The 17,512-nt window shown below is 66.0% G+C and carries 21 protein-coding genes and 1 pseudogene; 8 read left to right on the top strand and 14 right to left on the bottom strand.

What is annotated here, in order from left to right; translation table 11 throughout:
- Positions 1-56: 56 nt before the first annotated feature.
- The 5 genes from U5760_RS17735 to U5760_RS17750 all read right to left on the bottom strand — a co-directional run bounded on the left by U5760_RS17735 (position 57) and on the right by U5760_RS17750 (position 3,628).
- The gene (locus tag U5760_RS17735) at positions 57-893 is read right to left on the bottom strand and encodes a MipA/OmpV family protein (protein WP_322013552.1); all 837 of its coding nucleotides are present in this window, start codon (positions 891-893) and stop codon (positions 57-59) included.
- A complete protein-coding gene (locus U5760_RS17740) occupies positions 890-1,795 on the bottom strand; it encodes an alpha/beta hydrolase (RefSeq protein WP_322013612.1) in 906 nt (301 codons plus the stop codon). The genes U5760_RS17735 and U5760_RS17740 overlap by 4 nt, the downstream gene beginning before the upstream one ends.
- Before the next feature lie 31 nt (positions 1,796-1,826).
- The gene (locus U5760_RS17745; RefSeq protein WP_322013553.1) at positions 1,827-2,603 is read right to left on the bottom strand and encodes a DUF4118 domain-containing protein; all 777 of its coding nucleotides are present in this window, start codon (positions 2,601-2,603) and stop codon (positions 1,827-1,829) included.
- A 336-nt stretch (positions 2,604-2,939) separates the two neighbouring features.
- Positions 2,940-3,128, bottom strand: coding sequence for a hypothetical protein (locus U5760_RS31680; RefSeq protein WP_415914126.1), 189 nt, complete (start codon positions 3,126-3,128; stop codon positions 2,940-2,942).
- Complete coding sequence (locus U5760_RS17750; RefSeq protein WP_415914127.1) at positions 3,086-3,628, bottom strand: O-methyltransferase; 543 nt, start codon at positions 3,626-3,628, stop codon at positions 3,086-3,088. The genes U5760_RS31680 and U5760_RS17750 overlap by 43 nt, the downstream gene beginning before the upstream one ends.
- Positions 3,629-3,690: 62 nt before the next feature.
- Here U5760_RS17750 and U5760_RS17755 point away from each other — a divergent pair, with 62 nt between their 5' ends.
- Positions 3,691-4,548: a helix-turn-helix domain-containing protein gene (locus tag U5760_RS17755; protein ID WP_322013554.1), complete on the top strand. Its 858-nt coding sequence runs from the start codon at positions 3,691-3,693 to the stop codon at positions 4,546-4,548.
- Between the two features lie 38 nt (positions 4,549-4,586).
- Here U5760_RS17755 and U5760_RS17760 read toward each other — a convergent pair whose 3' ends face one another.
- Both U5760_RS17760 and U5760_RS17765 read right to left on the bottom strand, forming a co-directional pair.
- Positions 4,587-5,261 carry a DUF4410 domain-containing protein gene (locus U5760_RS17760; protein ID WP_322013556.1) on the bottom strand — a complete coding sequence of 225 codons (675 nt, stop codon included), beginning with the start codon at positions 5,259-5,261 and terminating at the stop codon, positions 4,587-4,589.
- A 104-nt stretch (positions 5,262-5,365) separates the two neighbouring features.
- Positions 5,366-6,139: an SDR family oxidoreductase gene (locus U5760_RS17765; RefSeq protein WP_322013558.1), complete on the bottom strand. Its 774-nt coding sequence runs from the start codon at positions 6,137-6,139 to the stop codon at positions 5,366-5,368.
- 168 nt (positions 6,140-6,307) lie between these two features.
- On the opposite strand from U5760_RS17765, the gene U5760_RS17770 reads away from it, so the two are divergent.
- The gene (locus U5760_RS17770; RefSeq protein ID WP_322013560.1) at positions 6,308-7,219 is read left to right on the top strand and encodes a LysR family transcriptional regulator; all 912 of its coding nucleotides are present in this window, start codon (positions 6,308-6,310) and stop codon (positions 7,217-7,219) included.
- Between the two features lie 41 nt (positions 7,220-7,260).
- Here the strand turns inward: U5760_RS17770 and U5760_RS17775 are convergent, their stop codons facing one another.
- Together U5760_RS17775 and U5760_RS17780 are read right to left on the bottom strand one after the other, a co-directional pair.
- The gene (locus U5760_RS17775; RefSeq protein ID WP_322013561.1) at positions 7,261-7,878 is read right to left on the bottom strand and encodes an HAD-IA family hydrolase; all 618 of its coding nucleotides are present in this window, start codon (positions 7,876-7,878) and stop codon (positions 7,261-7,263) included.
- A gap of 135 nt (positions 7,879-8,013) precedes the next feature.
- Positions 8,014-8,439 (bottom strand): VOC family protein, encoded by a 426-nt coding sequence (locus U5760_RS17780; protein WP_322013562.1) that lies wholly within the window; start codon positions 8,437-8,439, stop codon positions 8,014-8,016.
- A 136-nt stretch (positions 8,440-8,575) separates the two neighbouring features.
- On the opposite strand from U5760_RS17780, the gene U5760_RS17785 reads away from it, so the two are divergent.
- Together U5760_RS17785 and U5760_RS17790 are read left to right on the top strand one after the other, a co-directional pair.
- On the top strand, positions 8,576-9,505 hold the full coding sequence (locus tag U5760_RS17785; protein ID WP_322013564.1) for a LysR family transcriptional regulator: 930 nt from the start codon (positions 8,576-8,578) through the stop codon (positions 9,503-9,505).
- A 9-nt stretch (positions 9,506-9,514) separates the two neighbouring features.
- Complete coding sequence (locus U5760_RS17790; RefSeq protein WP_322013565.1) at positions 9,515-9,775, top strand: hypothetical protein; 261 nt, start codon at positions 9,515-9,517, stop codon at positions 9,773-9,775.
- A 40-nt stretch (positions 9,776-9,815) separates the two neighbouring features.
- On the opposite strand, the pseudogene U5760_RS17795 reads toward U5760_RS17790, so the two are convergent.
- From U5760_RS17795 to U5760_RS17805, 3 genes and pseudogenes are all read right to left on the bottom strand, one after another.
- A pseudogene (locus tag U5760_RS17795) lies at positions 9,816-9,923 on the bottom strand (LysR family transcriptional regulator); the annotation flags it as partial.
- Between the two features lie 10 nt (positions 9,924-9,933).
- Positions 9,934-11,013 carry a tartrate dehydrogenase gene (locus tag U5760_RS17800; RefSeq protein WP_322013567.1) on the bottom strand — a complete coding sequence of 360 codons (1,080 nt, stop codon included), beginning with the start codon at positions 11,011-11,013 and terminating at the stop codon, positions 9,934-9,936.
- A gap of 150 nt (positions 11,014-11,163) precedes the next feature.
- The gene (locus U5760_RS17805; RefSeq protein ID WP_322013568.1) at positions 11,164-11,592 is read right to left on the bottom strand and encodes a cupin domain-containing protein; all 429 of its coding nucleotides are present in this window, start codon (positions 11,590-11,592) and stop codon (positions 11,164-11,166) included.
- Between the two features lie 135 nt (positions 11,593-11,727).
- Between U5760_RS17805 and U5760_RS17810 the strand changes: the two genes are divergently transcribed.
- The 4 genes from U5760_RS17810 (at position 11,728) to U5760_RS17825 (ending at position 15,401) form a co-directional block, all read left to right on the top strand.
- Positions 11,728-12,666, top strand: a complete 939-nt coding sequence (locus U5760_RS17810; RefSeq protein ID WP_322013569.1) for a LysR family transcriptional regulator — start codon at positions 11,728-11,730, stop codon at positions 12,664-12,666.
- 103 nt (positions 12,667-12,769) lie between these two features.
- The gene (bla, locus tag U5760_RS17815) at positions 12,770-13,654 is read left to right on the top strand and encodes a class A beta-lactamase (RefSeq protein ID WP_322013570.1); all 885 of its coding nucleotides are present in this window, start codon (positions 12,770-12,772) and stop codon (positions 13,652-13,654) included.
- A gap of 263 nt (positions 13,655-13,917) precedes the next feature.
- Entirely contained in the window at positions 13,918-14,889 is a 972-nt protein-coding gene (locus tag U5760_RS17820) for a glycosyltransferase family 25 protein (RefSeq protein WP_322013571.1), read from the top strand.
- Between the two features lie 59 nt (positions 14,890-14,948).
- The gene (locus U5760_RS17825; protein WP_322013572.1) at positions 14,949-15,401 is read left to right on the top strand and encodes a CBS domain-containing protein; all 453 of its coding nucleotides are present in this window, start codon (positions 14,949-14,951) and stop codon (positions 15,399-15,401) included.
- Positions 15,402-15,420: 19 nt separating this feature from the next.
- On the opposite strand, the gene U5760_RS17830 is transcribed toward U5760_RS17825, so the two are convergent.
- Positions 15,421-16,110 carry an N-acetyltransferase gene (locus U5760_RS17830; RefSeq protein WP_322013613.1) on the bottom strand — a complete coding sequence of 230 codons (690 nt, stop codon included), beginning with the start codon at positions 16,108-16,110 and terminating at the stop codon, positions 15,421-15,423.
- A gap of 48 nt (positions 16,111-16,158) precedes the next feature.
- Positions 16,159-17,490 (bottom strand): aminotransferase class I/II-fold pyridoxal phosphate-dependent enzyme, encoded by a 1,332-nt coding sequence (locus tag U5760_RS17835; protein WP_322013573.1) that lies wholly within the window; start codon positions 17,488-17,490, stop codon positions 16,159-16,161.
- Between the last annotated feature and the right edge of the window lie 22 nt (positions 17,491-17,512).

Genomic DNA, 17,512 nt, shown 5'->3' on the forward strand with positions numbered 1-17,512 from the left:
GGCGGCAGCCAGCGTTCGCAGCGGGCAAGGCAGCGTGCCTCGCCCGCTCAGGGCACTCAGAAACGGTAATTCAGCGCCCCGAAGGTCGTCAACTCCCGGCGGCGTTCGGTCACCGGGCTGCCCCCGGCGTAGTGTTCGAGACGGCCGAGCGTCGCATTCACCGAGCCCACCCAGTGCTTCGAGAAGTCGTGCGTCGCGGCAAACGTCACGTGCACATCGCGAATGCCGGAGCCGGCTTCGTATTGCGGCAGCCCGGACGCCGCGCTCTGCGCCGCCGAAACACCGAACAGCGTGCGCGTGTAGACGGCGCTCGCCCACGTGAGCCCGGGGCCCACCGAGAAGAGCCAGCCCGGCAGCGGCAGCGACGCGTAGAGATCCGCGCTCGCCGTCGTGCCCTGGCCGTCGCCGCTGATGTCCTGGTACACCGCCACGGCGCCCGTGAACGCCCAGACCGTATAGTCGGCGAAGAGGCGCAGCTTGGGGCCGTCGTCCACGTTGCCGAGCCCGCGCAGATGCGGGTCGTCGGAAGCCGTGCGCGACTGAAAGTCGAAGCTCAGCGAGGCGCCCACATGGTAGTTCTCCGACGAAATCACGTTCACGCCGAGCACGTCCGGCCCTTGCGAGAAGATGCGGTCGCGCCAGGAAATGTCGAGCGCGGGGAACGGATAGACCTTCAGGCGGCTGGCGCCGGGATACTGCGGCGCGAGATAGAAGCCGGGGCCGATCGCGATCTTCCAGTCGGAATCGGCGTTCGTGGTTGCGGGGGTGCCTGTGCCGCCACCCGCGCTCGTGCCGCTCGCCGACGCCGTGGTGGCGTCATCGGCCCAGGCATGCTGCGCCATCGCCAGCGCAGCCACGCACGCCAGCCGTTTCATCCCTTCGAATCGCGTCATCGCTGGCCCACCGCCGCCAGTTGACGCAGACGCCGGGCCAGCGCCTTCGAGACGACCGGCTGGCCGCCCTCCTTGCCCGCGCCGTGCGCCACTTCGCTTTCGCGCAGGAACAGTGCGGTTTCGCGCGCAACGATCTCGCGCTCGTTGTCCGAAGTGATCATGTGGTACGAGTCGTCGAGCCATACGGTGCGCAGAAAGCTCGCGCCGATGTGGTCGATCACGTAGCGCGGGTTGCGCGGGCTCGAGGTTTCGTCGTCGATGGCGTGAATCACCAGCGTATCGTTTTCAATGGCCGCCACTTCCTTGCGCGCGGCGCGCGCAAGACGCAGGGCCTCGTGCAGCGCGGGCAGCGAGATCGTGGACGGCCCCACTTCGCTGAACGCGTTGCGCTGCATCGCCCGGGCAATCTTCGCGCGCAGCGCTTCGTTTCGCAGACCGAACGGTTCGGCTTCGCGATAGCGGTAACGGCTGCGCAGCGGCGTGTAATAGGCCCAGTCGAGCGCGAAGCGGTACCAGGGAATCGCCCAGCCGTCGTAGCTGAGCGTGAGCGAAAGCAGCACGAGCGCCTGGGCATTGGGGCGGGCGCGGATCAGCCGCAGCGCGAGCGCGCCGCCGATCGACAGGCCGCAGATCGACACCCGTTCGTAGCGCGCCGCCAGCGCGTCGAATTCGCGCACCGCGCTTTCGACCCAGCGCTCCATCGGCAGCTCGCCCGAGCCGGCGCTGTAGCCATCGATCACGGGCGCACAGGTCGTAAAGCCCTCGCCCTGCAGATAGCGCGCGAGATAACGCAGTTCGAGCGGCGAGCTCGAAAGGCCGTGCAGCAGCAGGACCGCATGGCCGTCCCCTTCGCTGAAGAAACGCGTGGACTGGGCCGACGGCGTGGACGAAGAAGCCTCGATGGCCGCCGGTTCGAATGCTACGGTTGCCAAATCATTGCTCCGTGCGCAGGACGAGAAAATCGCCCGCGTGTGTCGTGAACCGGTCGCACCGGCAGTGGGTGAACCGGAATTCGTTCTCGTGCTGCGCCCGGCGCAGGCGCACCCGGTGGCTGCCGGGCCAGAGCGCATTCGTGAGACGCTGGATGTCCTCGGGATGCACGGCATCGAAAAGCGGGCCGGGCGCGACTTCTTCTGCGCGCGGCAGCGTCCAGGACGTGCTTTGGCCCACGCTCGCGCGCGCAGCTGCATCGCGTTCGAGCGCCTTGATCAGGATGAATTCGTGGTGATGCTGCGCGAGATGGTGCAGCAGCCGGTGGGTTTCATCGACGGCACGCCGCGCGAGCGCGCGCTCGTTGTCGTGACGCAGCAGCATCTCGTAGCGCGACTGCGCCACGGAGGCAATCAACTGCGCGCGAAACTGCTCGCGCCGCAGGCGTTCGATCAGCGTAATGACGATGAGGGAAACGAGCGGATAAGCGATCACCAGGATGACGTCGCGATGATCGAAGTAGGTGATGTTCGCGTACGGCGGCACGAACAGATAGTCGGCAATGCCGAGACCCAGCGTCATGACCATCAAGGCGGGCCCGAGGCCGAGGAAATACTCGACCAGTGCCGCAGCGATGCCGAACGTCGTGCTGGGCATCACGGAACCGAGGAACGGATGGAGCGCGAGGCGCAGGCCGCTGGCCGCGACGAGCGCGCAGAGTGCAAGGAGCCACCGGCGCCTTCCCCGCGGCGCCCAATGCCTGGCATTACGGACTTTCATGATCTGTTGAAAACGGGCCTATATCTGGGCCGCGGCGGACGAACGATGCCCCGCAGGCGGCAGGCCTTGCGTTGTAATCGGTAAGAAAGCGGTATGACCCGCGGTGTGACCCCGAAGACTTGAAGCTTGTGCCACGGTGTGCGTCTCGTTCACGCAAAGCACCGGGGATCGATCGTTAAATTTTAAGGTCGCTCATATTACCACTGATTACTTGTTAGATTTGTCCGATTAATTGCAGCTTTTCCCCGAGGGGATTTTCCGTCTGCCGCCGGGTTACTGATCGCAAACGGAAAGCTTTCGTCGACTTGAAAAGGTGCGCGATCGCGCAAGCGCCGCTTACCTTGTGCGCACGAGCAGGCGGCAGGGATGCTGGCTGCCCAGCGCCTCGGTGAACAATGCCGCCGCCCGATAGCCGCTCGCCTCCCGGTCCGTGTAATCGAGAAATGGCCGGGCATCGGGCATGCCGGTGTTGTCCGCGACAATCAGCGCGCCGCGTCGCAAACGCGGCTCGACGAGCTGCAGCACCGGCAGATAGAGCGACTTCGCACCATCGAGGAAAACGAGATCCACGGTGTCGGGCAGGCCTGCGGCCAGCGTCGCTTCGCTTGTGCGGGGCCGGTGCGGATCTCGACCCGCTCGGCGAGGCCGGCCTCGGCCAGGTTGAGGGCGGCGCGGCGCGCCTTGGCCTCGTCCAGTTCGGCCGTGACGAGCCGGCCGCCGTTCTCGCGCAGGGCCGCCGCCAGCCAGATCGCCGAAATGCCGAACGAGGTGCCGAACTCCACGGCCTCGCGCGCCGCCGTAGCCCGGGCGAGCGCGTAGAGCAGCATGCCGAGGTCGGGCGTGACGGGCATGTAGGCGTCTTTCATCGCGCCGTAGAAGGCCGGTGCGCCCTCGTCGAGTCCGCGGCCCGTCGCGGCGGCGCGCGCGACGGGGTCCACGCGCAGCGCATCGGCATAGAGCCGGTGCAGCGTCGAATCGACACGTGCGTCGCCGATAAAATAGGATGGCCATGTTTCCTGCTGCATCGAGGTGTCCTCCGTGGGTTGAACACGGCGGATGATGCGCCGGCCGACCTATCGACGATTGTATGAACGCGACATTCCTCGCCCCACAACCCGCTGGCCATCTGATGGCCTCGCGCGCGCTCTTCGATGCGCTTGCGCCGTCTCGCGCCGAGGCCTGCCATCCGGCCGCGCAGTTTGCTCAGGCCGTGGGACGCGTGGTCAACGGTCTGGTCTCTCACGAGACCTATGCGAGCGCCGCGAGTGCGGCATCGGAAAGCGGGCTCACGTCCCGGCAGGCGTGCTCGAATCTGGCGCGCGCCGCGGCCTGCGACGCGAATCCGCTGGCCGCGCTTTTTCCAGCCGGACTTGCGACCCGCGCTTTCGAACATCGGTGGAATGCCTTGAACGAGGCGGCGCGCTTTGGCGTCGCGACCATGGTGGCGGCACCCGGGACGGAGACGGCGGCGATCCGCCGCACCCCTCGCACCCAGGAGCACGACGATCCGCTGCGCGCGGCGCTCAGCGAGAGCTGCATAGCGTGGCTCGCCACGCGCGCGGACGCGGACGCCCATACGGGCGAGTACGCCCTGGTCTCGCTCTCGTTACGGCTCGGAGAGGAGCGCAGTGCCGCTCATGAAGTCACTACCCGGCTCTACACCGAACCCGAAGCCAGCCTGGAAACCTGCGCCGCCGAACTCGCCGTCACACCGCGCACGCTACAGCGCCAGCTGGCACGCGGCGGTCTCGCGTTCGGCGTGCTGCGTCAGGCCGTACGCCTGACCATTGCCGGGCAACGCATGCGCAGTCGCGCCGAGTCCATCACGGCCACGGCGCATGCCGCCGGTTTCTACGATTCGGCCCATTTGACGCATGCGTGGCATCAGGCCTGCGGACTCACGCCCTCGGCTTACCGCGACATCGCGACGATCACGCGCACGTAATGCGCAACTAATGCGTTGGCCATTCAGGTCCCGCGATGTCATTGCGGCGGCCGCACCTTGAGCGCCACGGCATCGGCCACCTGCTTCGCGGCGTTCGTCAGCGCCTTGCGCTCGTCGCCGCGCGACAGGGCAAACTTCGCGATCGCCACATACGGATTGAGCGCCACGGCCGCGCCCGGCAGATGCTGGCCCGACTGCCCTTCTACTTCCTGATAGAGCGGCGTGGGCGTCGCCTGCACCGCAAGGTCGTCGGCGGCAAAGGCGACTTCGAACTGGCTCTTGCCCGAGTTGAAGCCCACCATCGCGCGCCGCACGCGGTTGCCTTCGTCGACGCTCAGGAACACGCCGCGCACGAGCCAGCCCTGGGCGGGAGCGGCACCGCCCGCCGGCAGACGGCGCGCGTCGATCCCCTGCTTGCGCAGATCCTCGACGATCTTTTCGGACATCGTGGCGACGATCTCCGGCGCGCTCATCTCCGGGTCGCGCCGACGCAGCAGGCCGCCGCCGGGCAAAATGCCGCCCGCGAAGCGGCGCGCCTGATCGACGGGATTGGTATCCTGCGTGACCTCGGCCGTGTCGAGCTCGAAGTCGCTCACGTACACCACTGGCGCGGGCGGCGCGCCCGTGCCCTGGGCCTTGGCCGTGAGCGCGAAAAGCGCCGCCCAGGCCAGGATCAGCAAACCGGCAAGACCGAACCTACGCGAACCCGTCATCGAACGCTCCAGGCAAAGAGATGGCCATGCCGCCATTCTGCCCGCACCGGGCGCCGGGCTCTCGCCGGATGACCGCCCGAGGTGCCCGTGCCGCAACGCTGCCGTTACTTCGTGGTGTAGCCGCCGTTGATCAGAATGGTCTGCCCCGTGATCCACCAGCCGTCGCTCACCAGGTGACGAATGAACGGCACCACGTCTTCGATATCGGTCAGCCCGGTCTTCGAGAAACCGGAGAGCGCGGCGGCCGTCTTGTGATAGGCCACGGCATCGGCGCCTTCGGCGGGATAGAAGAACGGCGTGTCCATCGGGCCCGGACCCACCGCCGTCACCGAAATGCCGCGTGCGCCAAATTCCTTCGCCGCCGCGCGCGTGAAGTGCTCCACCGGCGCCTTCATGCCCGCGTAGGCCGCATAGAACGGCGTGAACGCGCCCAGCAGCGACGTCACGAGCGTCACGACCTTGCCGTTGTCGTTGACGTGCTTGCCCGCTTCGCGCAGAAAGAAGAACGCCGTCTTCGAATTCACGGCGGCCATTTCGTCGTACTCCGCCTCGGTGATCTCGGTAAAGGGCTTCTTCAGCACCTTGCCCACCGTGTTGATCGCGATGTCCGGGCGCCCCACGGCGGCCACCGCATCGGCGAAGAGCTTTTCGACCGCCGCCGCCGACGTAAGGTCGGCCTGGATCGCCACCGCCTCGGCGCCTGCCGCCTTGAGCGCCGCGACTGTTTCGTCCGCGGCCGCTTTCGTGCCCGCGCTGTTGTAATGGATCGCCACCGCCTTCGCACCGTGCTTCGCCAGATCGCGCGCGATCAAGCCGCCCAGGTTCTTCGCGCCGCCCGCGATCAGGACGGTTTTGCCTTCGATGCTGTGGTTCGCCATGACTCATTCCTCCGTACCGCAGCCGCCCCATGCGGCTGCTCAATGTCGTCGATGATATAGTCCAGAAATCAGGCATAAAGCCGCTATTTATGGAATCACCATCCAGGAATGACGAACACCGATTCCCTACCTTGGGTATAACCTGCCGCCTTCTGCCGGAAAGCATTCGTGGATCGCATTGAACTCTTTCGTGTCTTCGCGCGCGTGGTCGAATGCGCGAATTTCACGCGTGCCGCCGATACGCTGGGGCTGCCGCGCTCGTCGGTTTCGGCGGCCGTGCAGGAGCTGGAAGGGCGCGTGGGCGCACGGCTTCTGCATCGCACCACGCGCAGCGTTTCGCTCACGCAGGATGGCGCCGCGCTCTACGAGCGCTGCCTGCGCCTCATTGCCGATGTCGAGGAAACCGAGAACCTGTTTCGCCAGACCGCCGTGGGACCGAGCGGCAGGCTGCGCGTAGACGTGCCGGGGCGGATCGGGCGGCTGGTCGTCGCGCCCGCGCTGCCCGCGTTTCTCGCGGCCTGGCCGAAGATCGACATCGAGCTCGGCACCACGGACCGCGCCGTGAACTTCGTGGAAGAGCGCATCGACTGCGCCCTGCGCGTGGGCGCGCTGCACGATTCGAGCATGATCGCGCGGCCGATCGGCAACCTCACGCTCATCAACGTCGCGAGCTCCGGTTATCTCGCCCGGCACGGCACGCCGCGCACACCCGCCGATCTCGCGGCGCACTGGGCCGTGCAATACGCTTCGCCCTCGAGCGGACGCATCGCGCCCTGGGAGTGGCGCGAAGGCGAGACCACGCGCACGATGGCCGTGCCGGGCCGCGTGACCGTGAACAACGCCGAAGCGTATATCGCCTGCTGCCTCGCGGGGCTCGGCCTGATCCAGATTCCGGCTTACGACGTGCAAACACATCTGCGCGCCGGAGAACTCGTGGAGGTGCTCGGCACGCAGCGCGCGGCGCCCATGCCGATGACCCTGCTCTACCAGCACCGCCAGCATCTGTCGCGGCGGCTTCAGGTCTTCGCGGAGTGGCTGGAAGCGCTGCTGGGCGAGCGGCTTGCCGAGGTGCCTGCGTAAGACGGTTCGCGATTCGCGCGCAATTTATTCTGCATACCTGATCAGTCGATCAGGCCAAGCTGCACGAACCGCGCGCCTAACGCGTCGGCATCCACGAAACGGTATCCCTGCAATCCGGCGTCGAGCGCGCCCTGCACATTGGCCTCGGTATCGTCGATGAAGAGCGTTTCGGCCGGTTGCGCACCCAGGTGGCGCACGCAGCCCAGGTAGGTTTGTGCCGCCGGCTTCACCGCGCCGAACATGGCCGACCCATAGATATCGCTGCCGAAGAGTTCGGCCACCGCCGGGTTGAGGTACTCGAGATAGTCCGTCACGAGGCTGCAGTTGTTGGTCAGCACGGCGACGCGATGGCGCCGGGCAACCCGCCGCGCGAGAACCAGCGCCTCCTCGTTGGGCATGATCGAGGCGTGCCGCGAATCCAGCCAGGCCTCGCGCGTGACGGCGCAGCCCAGCAAGCCGGCGAGCGCGGCCAGATAGTCGTCCGGAGCGAGTTCGCCGGCATCTGCCCGAGCTTCCAGCCCCGAGCCCCAGATGGCATGGCGCACGGCCTCGGGCGTGGCCCCGGTCAAGGCCGCGAGGCGCCCGGTGCGCGCGTTGCGGTCGTAGTGGGTCAACACGCCTTCCATGTCGAACAAGACGACGCTGATCGCCGATGCCATGTGCCGCTCCTGCCGGATTGCCCGCCGGACGATGCCGCCGCCCGAGGCGAAAACCGGGGCGGCGGCGGTTGGCTCGAGCGCCTATTGTGCCTTGTCAAATATCGGCACGGCACGACAGCCGAAACGCGGCCCCGCTCACCTGGCGAACAACTGCCCGATATCCTTGAATGCCTTGAACTCCAGCGCGTTACCGCAGGGATCGAGCAGGAACATCGTGGCCTGCTCGCCCACCTGCCCCTGGAAACGGATGTACGGCTCGATCACGAACTGCGTGCCGAACTGCCGCAGCCGCTCCGCCAGCGCCTCCCACTCGTTCCACGGCAGCACGATGCCGAAGTGCGGCACCGGCACGTCGTGGCCGTCCACGGGATTCGTGTGCGCGTGTTCCTGGGAAGGCGTTTTCGGGTGCTCGTGAATGACGAGCTGGTGCCCGTAGAAGTCGAAGTCCACCCATGTGCTGCTGGAACGGCCTTCCGGCAGCCCGAAGACGCGCCCGTAGAAGTCGCGCGCGGCGGCAAGGTCATAGACGGGGATGGCCAGGTGAAACGGGGAAAGACTCATGGTGCGCTCCGCAGGATGCCGTGCCGTACCGGCTGCAACGCGGCCGGACGCGACGAGGAAATGGGGAGATGGTAGAAGCCGTCAACGAAAAATAAAATCAATATATAGTTTTCAGAAATACAAATAGAATTTATGAATGATCCGGGAACTGAAAACACTGACCGCGGTGGCTCGCGAAGGCACCTTCGCCGCCGCCGGCAAGAAAATCGGCCTCACCCAGGCGGCCGTGAGCGCACAGATGCAGCGCCTCGAAACGGAACTGGGCTTCGCTCTCTTCGACCGTGAAGGCCGCACGGCCCGCCTGAACGCGCGCGGGCAGCAACTGCTCGTGCAGGCGCAGGAAATCCTGCGCCTTTATGCCGGCCTCAGCGACGTGACCGTGGACCCGGCGGTGGCGGTGCGGCTCAATGTCGGCGCGATTGCCTCGGTCCAGCGCTCGCTGCTGCCCGATGCGCTCGCCGACTTCTTCCGGCAATGTGCGGGCGCGCAGGCGCGAGTGGTGCCGGGCCTGTCGTCGGAGCTCATCAATATGGTGGATATCGGCGACCTCGATCTGGCCGCCGTGATCCGGCCGCCCTTTGCGCTACAAAGCGACCTGCGCTGGACGCCGCTCGCCCACGAACCCTTCCGGCTCATCGTGCCGCGCGCCGTGCGCGGGCGCGACTGGATCGAGCTGGCCACGACGCTGCCGTTCATCCGCTACGACCGCAGTTCGTTCGGCGGCCGCCAGGTGGACCGATTTCTGCGCCGGATGCAGCTTGCCGTGTGCGAAGTCTGCGAGCTCGACGAACTCGAGGCGATCGTGCGGCTGGTGGGCAACGAGGTAGGTGTGGCGCTGCTGCCGCAAACCGACCCGCACGGCCGTTGGCCGGCGGGCGTGCGCGCCATCGATCTGGGCGAGCACACGTTTCACCGCGATATCGGGCTCGTCCACCGCGACCCGCGCCAGATGGGCGACGCGGCGAACATGCTCGCCAGCATCGTGCTCCGTCACGCGCACGCGTTGCAATCGCCCGCGCGCCGGAGCGGCGATCCCGCCCCGAAAGCGGCCGGCAATTCCGGTTAAACTTGCTTCATGGACACATGCCGTTACTGCGGAAAAATGCGTGACGAATGGGACTGTCACGGCCAGCAGTGCCGTACCGCCATTGCACGCGCGCTGAAGCGCCAGCGCCAGGGGCTGCCGATGGTGGCCAACGTGATCCGCAACGAACTTCCCGCTCACGCCAGCACCGGCGAGGTGATCGCCGTGCTTTCGCGCCAGCGCATGCGCGCGCGCCGCGGCAATGAAGAGCGCCGCGAGCGCAAAGCGCTCGAAAACACCGACGGCGAGTGAGGGCCGACGGCCCCCACCAGTCTCAGCACTCGCGCCCGGCTTTCCCCTTGAAGTCGAGCCGCCACATGCCGAACGGATGGTCGCGCGCCTTGATCGCGAGGCACACATGCGACGCGAGATCCGCAATCCGCCTGGGCGCGCCATGCCGCTCTTCTCTCTTAAAGCGCGGCTGCGATCGCCTCGCCCACCGCGCTCGTGTTCGCCGTGCCGCCCATATCCGGCGTGCGCGGCCCTTCCACGAGCACCTGCTCGATCGCACGCATGATCGCGTCGTGGGCCGCCTTGAACTGCGCGTCGCCGTTGCCGAGGAACTCGAGCATCATCGCGCCCGACCAGATCATCGCCACGGGATTGGCAATCTTCTTGCCGAAGATGTCCGGCGCCGAGCCATGCACCGGCTCGAACAGCGAGGGAAACTTGCGCTCCGGATTCAGGTTCGCCGAAGCGGCGAGGCCGATGGTGCCCGTGCAGGCCGGCCCGAGATCCGAAAGAATGTCGCCGAACAGATTCGAGGCCACCACCACGTCGAAACGGTCGGGGTTGAGCACGAAGCGCGCCGAGAGAATGTCGATGTGCTGCTTGTCCCACCGCACCTGCGGATACTGCTCGCCCATCGCGGCCACGCGTTCGTCCCAGTAAGGCATGCTAATGGAAATGCCGTTGGACTTGGTGGCCGCCGTGAGCTTCTTGCGCCCGCGCGTGCTGGCCAGCTCGAACGCGTACTTGAGAATGCGGTCCACGCCGTGCCGCGTGAACACCGACTCCTGCAGCACGAACTCGCGCTCCGTGCCCTCGAACATCTTGCCGCCCACCGAACTGTATTCGCCCTCGGTGTTCTCGCGCACGACGAAGAAGTCGATGTCGCCGGGCTTGCGGTTCGCCAGCGGACACGGCACGCCGGGCAGGAGACGCACCGGGCGCAGGTTCACGTACTGGTCGAATTCGCGGCGGAACTTGAGAAGCGAGCCCCACAGCGAGATGTGGTCGGGCACCTTCTCCGGCCAGCCCACGGCGCCGAAGTAGATCGCGTCGAACCCGGAGAGCGTGGCAAACCAGTCGTCGGGCATCATCTTGCCGTGCTCGAGGTAGTAGTCGCAGCTCGCCCAGTCGAAGTGCGTGAATTCCACCGCAAGGCCGAATTTCGCCGCGGCGGCCTCCACTACGCGCACGCCTTCGGGCATCACTTCCTGGCCAATGCCGTCGCCTGGAATGGCGGCGATCCTGAATGTCTTGCTCATGTCCCGTTCTCCGTTGCCGGCGCGGACCGGCATTGGCCCGCGCTTCATTTCCGCCAGCATGCCTGAAAACGCCGCAGAAATAACCCGCGCCGGCGTGGAGTCATTCAACACGAAACGTGAACAATCCACCGGCTTTAAGGCCGCCTTCGCTCAGAGCCCGACGATCTCCTGCTGCCAGATCCGGCAAACGCGGCGCACGTCGTCGAGTGCGTGCGGCACAGGCAGCGCGGCCATCGCGCGGAAGAACGCGTCATGGGCTGCCGGGGTTCCCGTCAGCAGGAGGCGTGCCGGCTCCTCCGCGGGGTTCGTGAAGCCGTGCACGTCGCCGCGCGCAACCGCAACGGCCTCGCCCGCGCTTACGTCGATCCCATCCTTGTCGCCGAGCCGGAATACGAGCCGCCCCTCCAGCACGACGAATACCTTGTCGCAGTCGTGCGAGCGATGGGCCGGCGCGCCGCCGCCCGGCTCGACGTGCATTTCCATGACGGTCGAGGGCGCATCGGGCAGGCCGGCGAGCACGCGCGTGCGCATGCCGCCGAATTCGAGGATTTCGGATGTTGAAAGAATGTCGGTTTGCATGAGTGAGCGTCCTGCCGTCCTGCGTGTTGGTCGGGTTGAGCCAAGCCGCTTCACGCGGCCCTGGAGGGAGTGTGCGCGCCGCGTTCGCCAACCGGAAGATCGCTAGAATGGCGGGACTCGCCAATGGAATGGACAATGGATATCAACGGGTGTCTTGCCTTCGTCGCAGTCGTCGAGCGCGGATCGTTCGCTGCCGCCGCACGTGAGTTGGGGCTGCCGCGCTCCACGGTGAGTGCGCGCGTCGCTGCGCTCGAGGCGCGGCTGGGCGCGCGGCTGTTGCGGCGCACCACCCGCCAGGTCGCGCCCACGGCCGACGGCGAAGCCTGGTACGCCACCGTCTCCGATGCCATCCGCACGCTGCGCGAAGCCGACCGCCGCGGTCTCGCGGGCCATGCGGCACTCGCCGGCGCGATTCGCCTGAGCGTTCCGCTCGACTTCCCCAACGATCTCCTGAGCCGCGCGATCACCTCGTTCCTCGAACAACATCCGCTGGTGCAGATCGACGTGCACGTGGGCAACGAAGTGGTCGATTTCGTGGGCGGCAATTTCGATCTCGCCGTGCGGGGCGGGCGACCCGGCAGCGAAGAAGCCGTGGCGCGGCGCATCGCCGGGTTCCGGCTCGGCACCTTTGCGAGCCCGGACTGGCTCGCGGTGCATCCGCCGCGCACCGAGCGCCTCGCTTTTGCACCCTCGTTCTCCGATCGTCCCCGCAACGGCGGCGCCTACGTGCGCATTACGGCGACCAGCTTCGCGCTCCTGCGCCAGCTTGCGATCGATGGAGCCGGCGCGGCACTGCTGCCCGTGCATCTGTGCAGCGAAGCCGTGGCGGCCGGACAGCTTGTCGAGATCGTCGAGCCTGGCGCCGCGGCACCGGAGTCGGACCTCTTCATTGTCTATCCATCGCGGCGCGACATGAGCGCCCGCGCACGCGCCTTTGCCCAGCATCTGGCCAGTACGCTGGAAACGGGCGGCGGCATTGCCGCCCATGCGCTGCGCCCCACGGGCCAAGGTATTACGCTCGGGTGGGAACAGCGTGCGGCCAGCCTCGCGAGACGTATCGAAGCGAAGAAGTGACGGTGCGCGTTGGCATGCGTCCATCGACGCACGGGCTTGGGCTCTTCAGCTCCTCGAACTATTTCCTATTCCTAACTACCATAAGAATCGAAAGGACAACACAGTGACGATTTCACGGACACGTAGAAAACTCGCCCTCGGGCTTCCGTTCCTGTTTGGCATGGGCGGCATGGCGAGTGTGGCGAGCCCCGCCTTTGCCGCCGACGCGCCGTTTGCCGACATCGAAAGCCGTCGCGGCGGCCGCCTTGGCGTATTCGCCATCGACACAGGATCGGGACGCACACTCGAACATCGCGCCGACGAGCGCTTTCTCATGTGCAGCACCTTCAAGGGCCTGCTGGCTGCGCAAATCCTCGCGCACGTGGATGCCGGACAAGAAAGCCTGACGCGCCCCGTGTATTACACCGAAAAGGATCTTGTCTTCACTTCGCCGGTCACCAAGGCACACGTTAGTGAAGGCACGATGACCGTGGGCGCCCTGTGCCGGGCTGCCGTGGAGGTGAGCGACAACACCGCCGCCATTCTCTTGATGCGAAGCGCCGGTGGCCCGGAAGGCCTGACCCGCTTCGTGCGCGGCCTGGGCGACACCGTCACCCGCTCCGACCGCTACGAGCCCGACTCGAACCAGTACAGCGGCGTGCTCGACACCACCACGCCAAGAGCCATCAGCCAATCGGTGAACCGGATCCTGTTGGGCAACGTGCTGAGCCCACCATCGCGCCGGCAGCTCGAAGACTGGATGATCGCGTGCAAGCCGGGACTCAACCGGATTCGCGCGGCACTGCCCGCCGACTGGCTGGCCGGCGACCGGCCCGGCACGAGCGTGGAGGAAGAAACCAACGACTACTCGATCGTGCGACCGCCCGGCCGCGCACCGCTCATCGTCGCGGCTTATTACGACGCGCCTGGCAGCTCCATGACGCTGCGCGAGGCCGTATTGCGCGAAGCCGGCGAGGTATTCGTGACGTGGTCGAAAACGACTGCATAGGCATGCAACGCAATCCGCGAGCCGATTGCGTTCGCGGATTTTTCTCTCTTCTTTCTCGCCTCTCGCCACTTGAGCGCATACCTGGCGCGTGGCGAATTCATTACGCCGCGATGACACATTGGCGACTCAAAAAATCGCCCAAAACCACATCACAAAAGCGTTGAAATCGGGGTAACGGATTTGGGATAATCGGGGCGCGGCTTCGGGGTTGCATATCGTGTCGCGTCAACGACCAGAATATATAAAAACGAAATAAAATCATAATGTTAATACACCGTTATTTTTGCATTTCCCTTCGATCTTCCGTAGATCGAAGGAAACTGATGATGGACCAGTTCCACAAGGCGGGGATCGAAGCTGAGTTCTTCGACGGCATTCTGATTCCCGAAGGCAACCCGCGCGCCGCAGCGGAAGCGGAAGGGGTGTCGCTCGGCAAATTCGCGCGCAGCCTGACTCGTGGGGAACTGGGCTGTTACTTCAGCCACCGCCGCCTCTGGCGGGCCCTCGTCGAGTCGAACTGCGACGCCTTCGTGATCATGGAAGACGACATGGTCCTCGAAGACGGCTTTCGCGAAACGGTGGAAACCGTGCTGAGCGGCAAATGGGATTTCGACCTGGTTCGCCTCGGGCCGCTCAGACCGCACGAGCGCAGCTACATGCATGTCGATCTCGGCATCGGCCGCAGGGTGTACTGGACCAAGCGCACCGCGCTCGGCATGGGCTGCTACACCATCACCAAAGAAGCGGCGCGGGCAATGCTGCACGCCACGAGCACGATCGTCGGACCGGTGGATTACGACGTCGACCGCTGCTGGGTGCATTCGCGCAAGGTTCAGCTCGTCTATCCCGTGGCGGCCCGAATCATGAATCTGCCGACCACCATCGAAGGACGCGTGGACGATCGCGACCGGACGATCGGCTTCCACGAGAAATGGTGGCGCCGCTATACCAAGCACCGCTACAGGCTGTCCGTCACGATGCAGCGGTTAGGGGCTAGGCGTGCTGCGCAGCGCGATGCCGGCGTGCATGCGGCGATCGCCAACGGACAGCCCGCCGTTTTCGCGCGCGCGAAAACGGACCTGCGCGAGCTGATGGCGCTGGTTGCCGAAACCGAACGCTACGACGCCACCCTCGCCGCCCGGCCGGAGACGAAACCGACTCCGGTAGCCAGCGAAGAACGCCGCCGCAAGGAATCGCGCAAGCGGGAATTGCTCGAGAAGTACGAACTGATTTGAGGGTCCGCTGGCGGTCTGCACAAGATCGCTAACGCCCGGAGCAAGCAAGGAGTGCAGCCATGAAAGTAGCAGACCTCATGACGACGCGGCTCGTGACGGTGGGCTTCGACGACACGCTCGAAACCGTGCAGGAGATCTTCAGGGAAGCGACCTTCCATCACCTGCTCGTGGTGGAAGACGGGGAACTGCAGGGCGTAGTGTCGGACCGCGACCTGTTGCGCGCGCTGAGCCCGTTCATCGACAGCGTGGTGGAAACCCAGCGCGATACCGGCACGCTGAACAAGCGCGTGCATCAGATCATGAGCCGCAAGCCGATCACGCTCATGCCCGACGCGGAGGTGGCCGAGGCCACCCGATTACTGCTCGCGCGTGGGGTATCGTGCATTCCTGTTGTGAACAGCGAATCGCGACCGGTGGGGATTGTTAGCTGGCGCGATATTCTGCGCGCGTATGCCCTCGCGCTGGGCGAACCGATAGCCGATGCTTCGGAATCCGCAACGTCACCGGAGTGACGGGCGCTGGGGTTCAGGATTAGCGGCGCGTCTTGCTGGGATCGAACCGCATACGGATCGATTCGAGTTCGGCAGGCAGACGGCGCGAAGGCGGACGGCGACGCGGCACATCCACGAAACCGAGCCGCCGATAGAGCGCGGCCGCACGCGTGTTGCTCACGAGCACGTCGAGCAGAATCTCGCGGCTGCCCTGTTCCTGCGAGCCGCCGGTTGAGAATCCACGCATGGCGGCCTGCTGCGCATCGCCGAAGAGCGCACTGAATACGCCCTGACCGCGCGTGGCCGCCGCGACGGCGCAGTGCGCGACAAGCGTCTGGCTCCGTTTGGGCTTCGGCAGCTCCTGTTCGAGCACGAGGCCACGCAACAGCATGGGCACCGTGCGCCATACGCCGAAGTAGCGCATGAGCGTCCAGGCGATGTGCGGATCATCGGGAAGAATGTCGCGGCCATCATGCGCGGCTAGCACGCCCACCACCTGACCGACCGCATTCACCACCACACGGTGCCGCCGCCAGGAAAAGCGGCCTGCCGAGAGTGCAAACGCATATTGCAGGAATGCGATACAGGCCTGCGGCGCGACGCCCAGAAAAAAGCCGAATTCGCGCTCGCCGGAAGCGAAGACGAGCGGCGCGGCCGCGGCGGCATCGTCGGCGCGAGCCGGACGAAAAGTCAGCGCTTCTCGCGCCCCGGCGCCAAGGGGCGCCTCGATACACGCGTCGAGCGGATCGGCAAATTCGGTCGCCACAATGCAGTCCTTCTAACGTTTTGCGATACGCGCGAGGGTTTCGACCGTGCGCGTGATCTGGTCCGGCTCGTGCGTCGAGCAGATGAAAAAGCGCAGGCGCGCCGCCCGCTCTTCAACAGCCGGATAAAAGATCGGCTGCACGTTGATGCCTTCTTCGAAGAGCGCATTCGCCCATTGCGCGGCTTTCAGCGAGCTGCGCGTGATGACGGGCACCACCGCATAGCCCGCGCTCGTGCCGGTATCGAACCCGGCCGCGCGCGCCTCGCACAGAAATTGCTGCCCGCGCGCCTGCAGCGCCGCCACGCGCTCGGGCTCGGCCTGCATGCGTTCGAGCGCGGCGAGCGAGCCCGCGGCCAGCGCCGGCGCGAGTCCCACGCTATAGAGAAAGCCTGGCGCTAGATGGCGCAGCATGTCGACGAGCGGCTGGCAACCGGCGATAAATCCGCCGCAACCCGCCAGCGTCTTGCTCATGGTGCCCATCCAGAGGTCCACGTCGTCGGGGGCCACGCCGCTGTGCTCGCGAATACCGAGGCCGCTCGCGCCCAGCACGCCCAGCGAATGCGCCTCATCGACCATCAGGAACACACCGTGACGCTGCCGGATCTCCACGAACCGCTCAAGCTCGGGAAAGTCCCCGTCCATGCTGTAGAGGCCCTCGATCACCACGAGCACGTTGCGATATTCGTGGCGCACGCGTGCAAGCAGCGCGTCGAGTTCGCGCCAGTCGTTGTGCGGGAACGCGAGGCGTTTGGCCCCGCTCAGTTGCGCACCCTGCACGATGCTGTTGTGCGCAAGGGCGTCGTGCACGATCAGATCGCCGTGGCCGAACAAGGCACCGATCACCGTGACGTTCGTTGCGTGACCGCTCACGAACGCCACGCAATCTTCGGTGTCGTACAGCTGCGCAATCGCCCGCTCCAGCTCGCGCTGCACCGGGCGCTCGCCCGCGACCATGCGGCTCGCCGAAGCCGACATGCCATAGCGGTCGATGGCGTCCTTCGCCCGCGCGGTCACGAGGGCATCGGAGGAAAGCCCGAGATAGTTGTAATTGGCGAAATTGATGTACTCGCGTCCGCCGATGGTCGTCGTGGCACCCGCCGCGCCTTCGTGCACGCGAAAGAACGGCGACTGCACACGCAGCGTGTCGCCCATCTGGCGCATGAGGCTCACCTGTTGATAGAGCGGCATTGCTTCGAAACGCGCGCGTGCGTTCCAGGGCTTGTCCTCCGCCGGCGCCTCGACCTTGTGCGCGTTGCTGGCCGCCGCCTCGCCCGACACGCGTTCGAGCTGGCGCTTCAGCGCTGCGGCTGCAAGCTGCTTGCGGATCTGATCACCCATTCCCATCTGCTGCTCTTTCCTTCAACGG

The sequence above is a fragment of the Paraburkholderia sp. J12 genome, assembly GCF_905220215.1.
Lineage (GTDB): Bacteria > Pseudomonadota > Gammaproteobacteria > Burkholderiales > Burkholderiaceae > Paraburkholderia.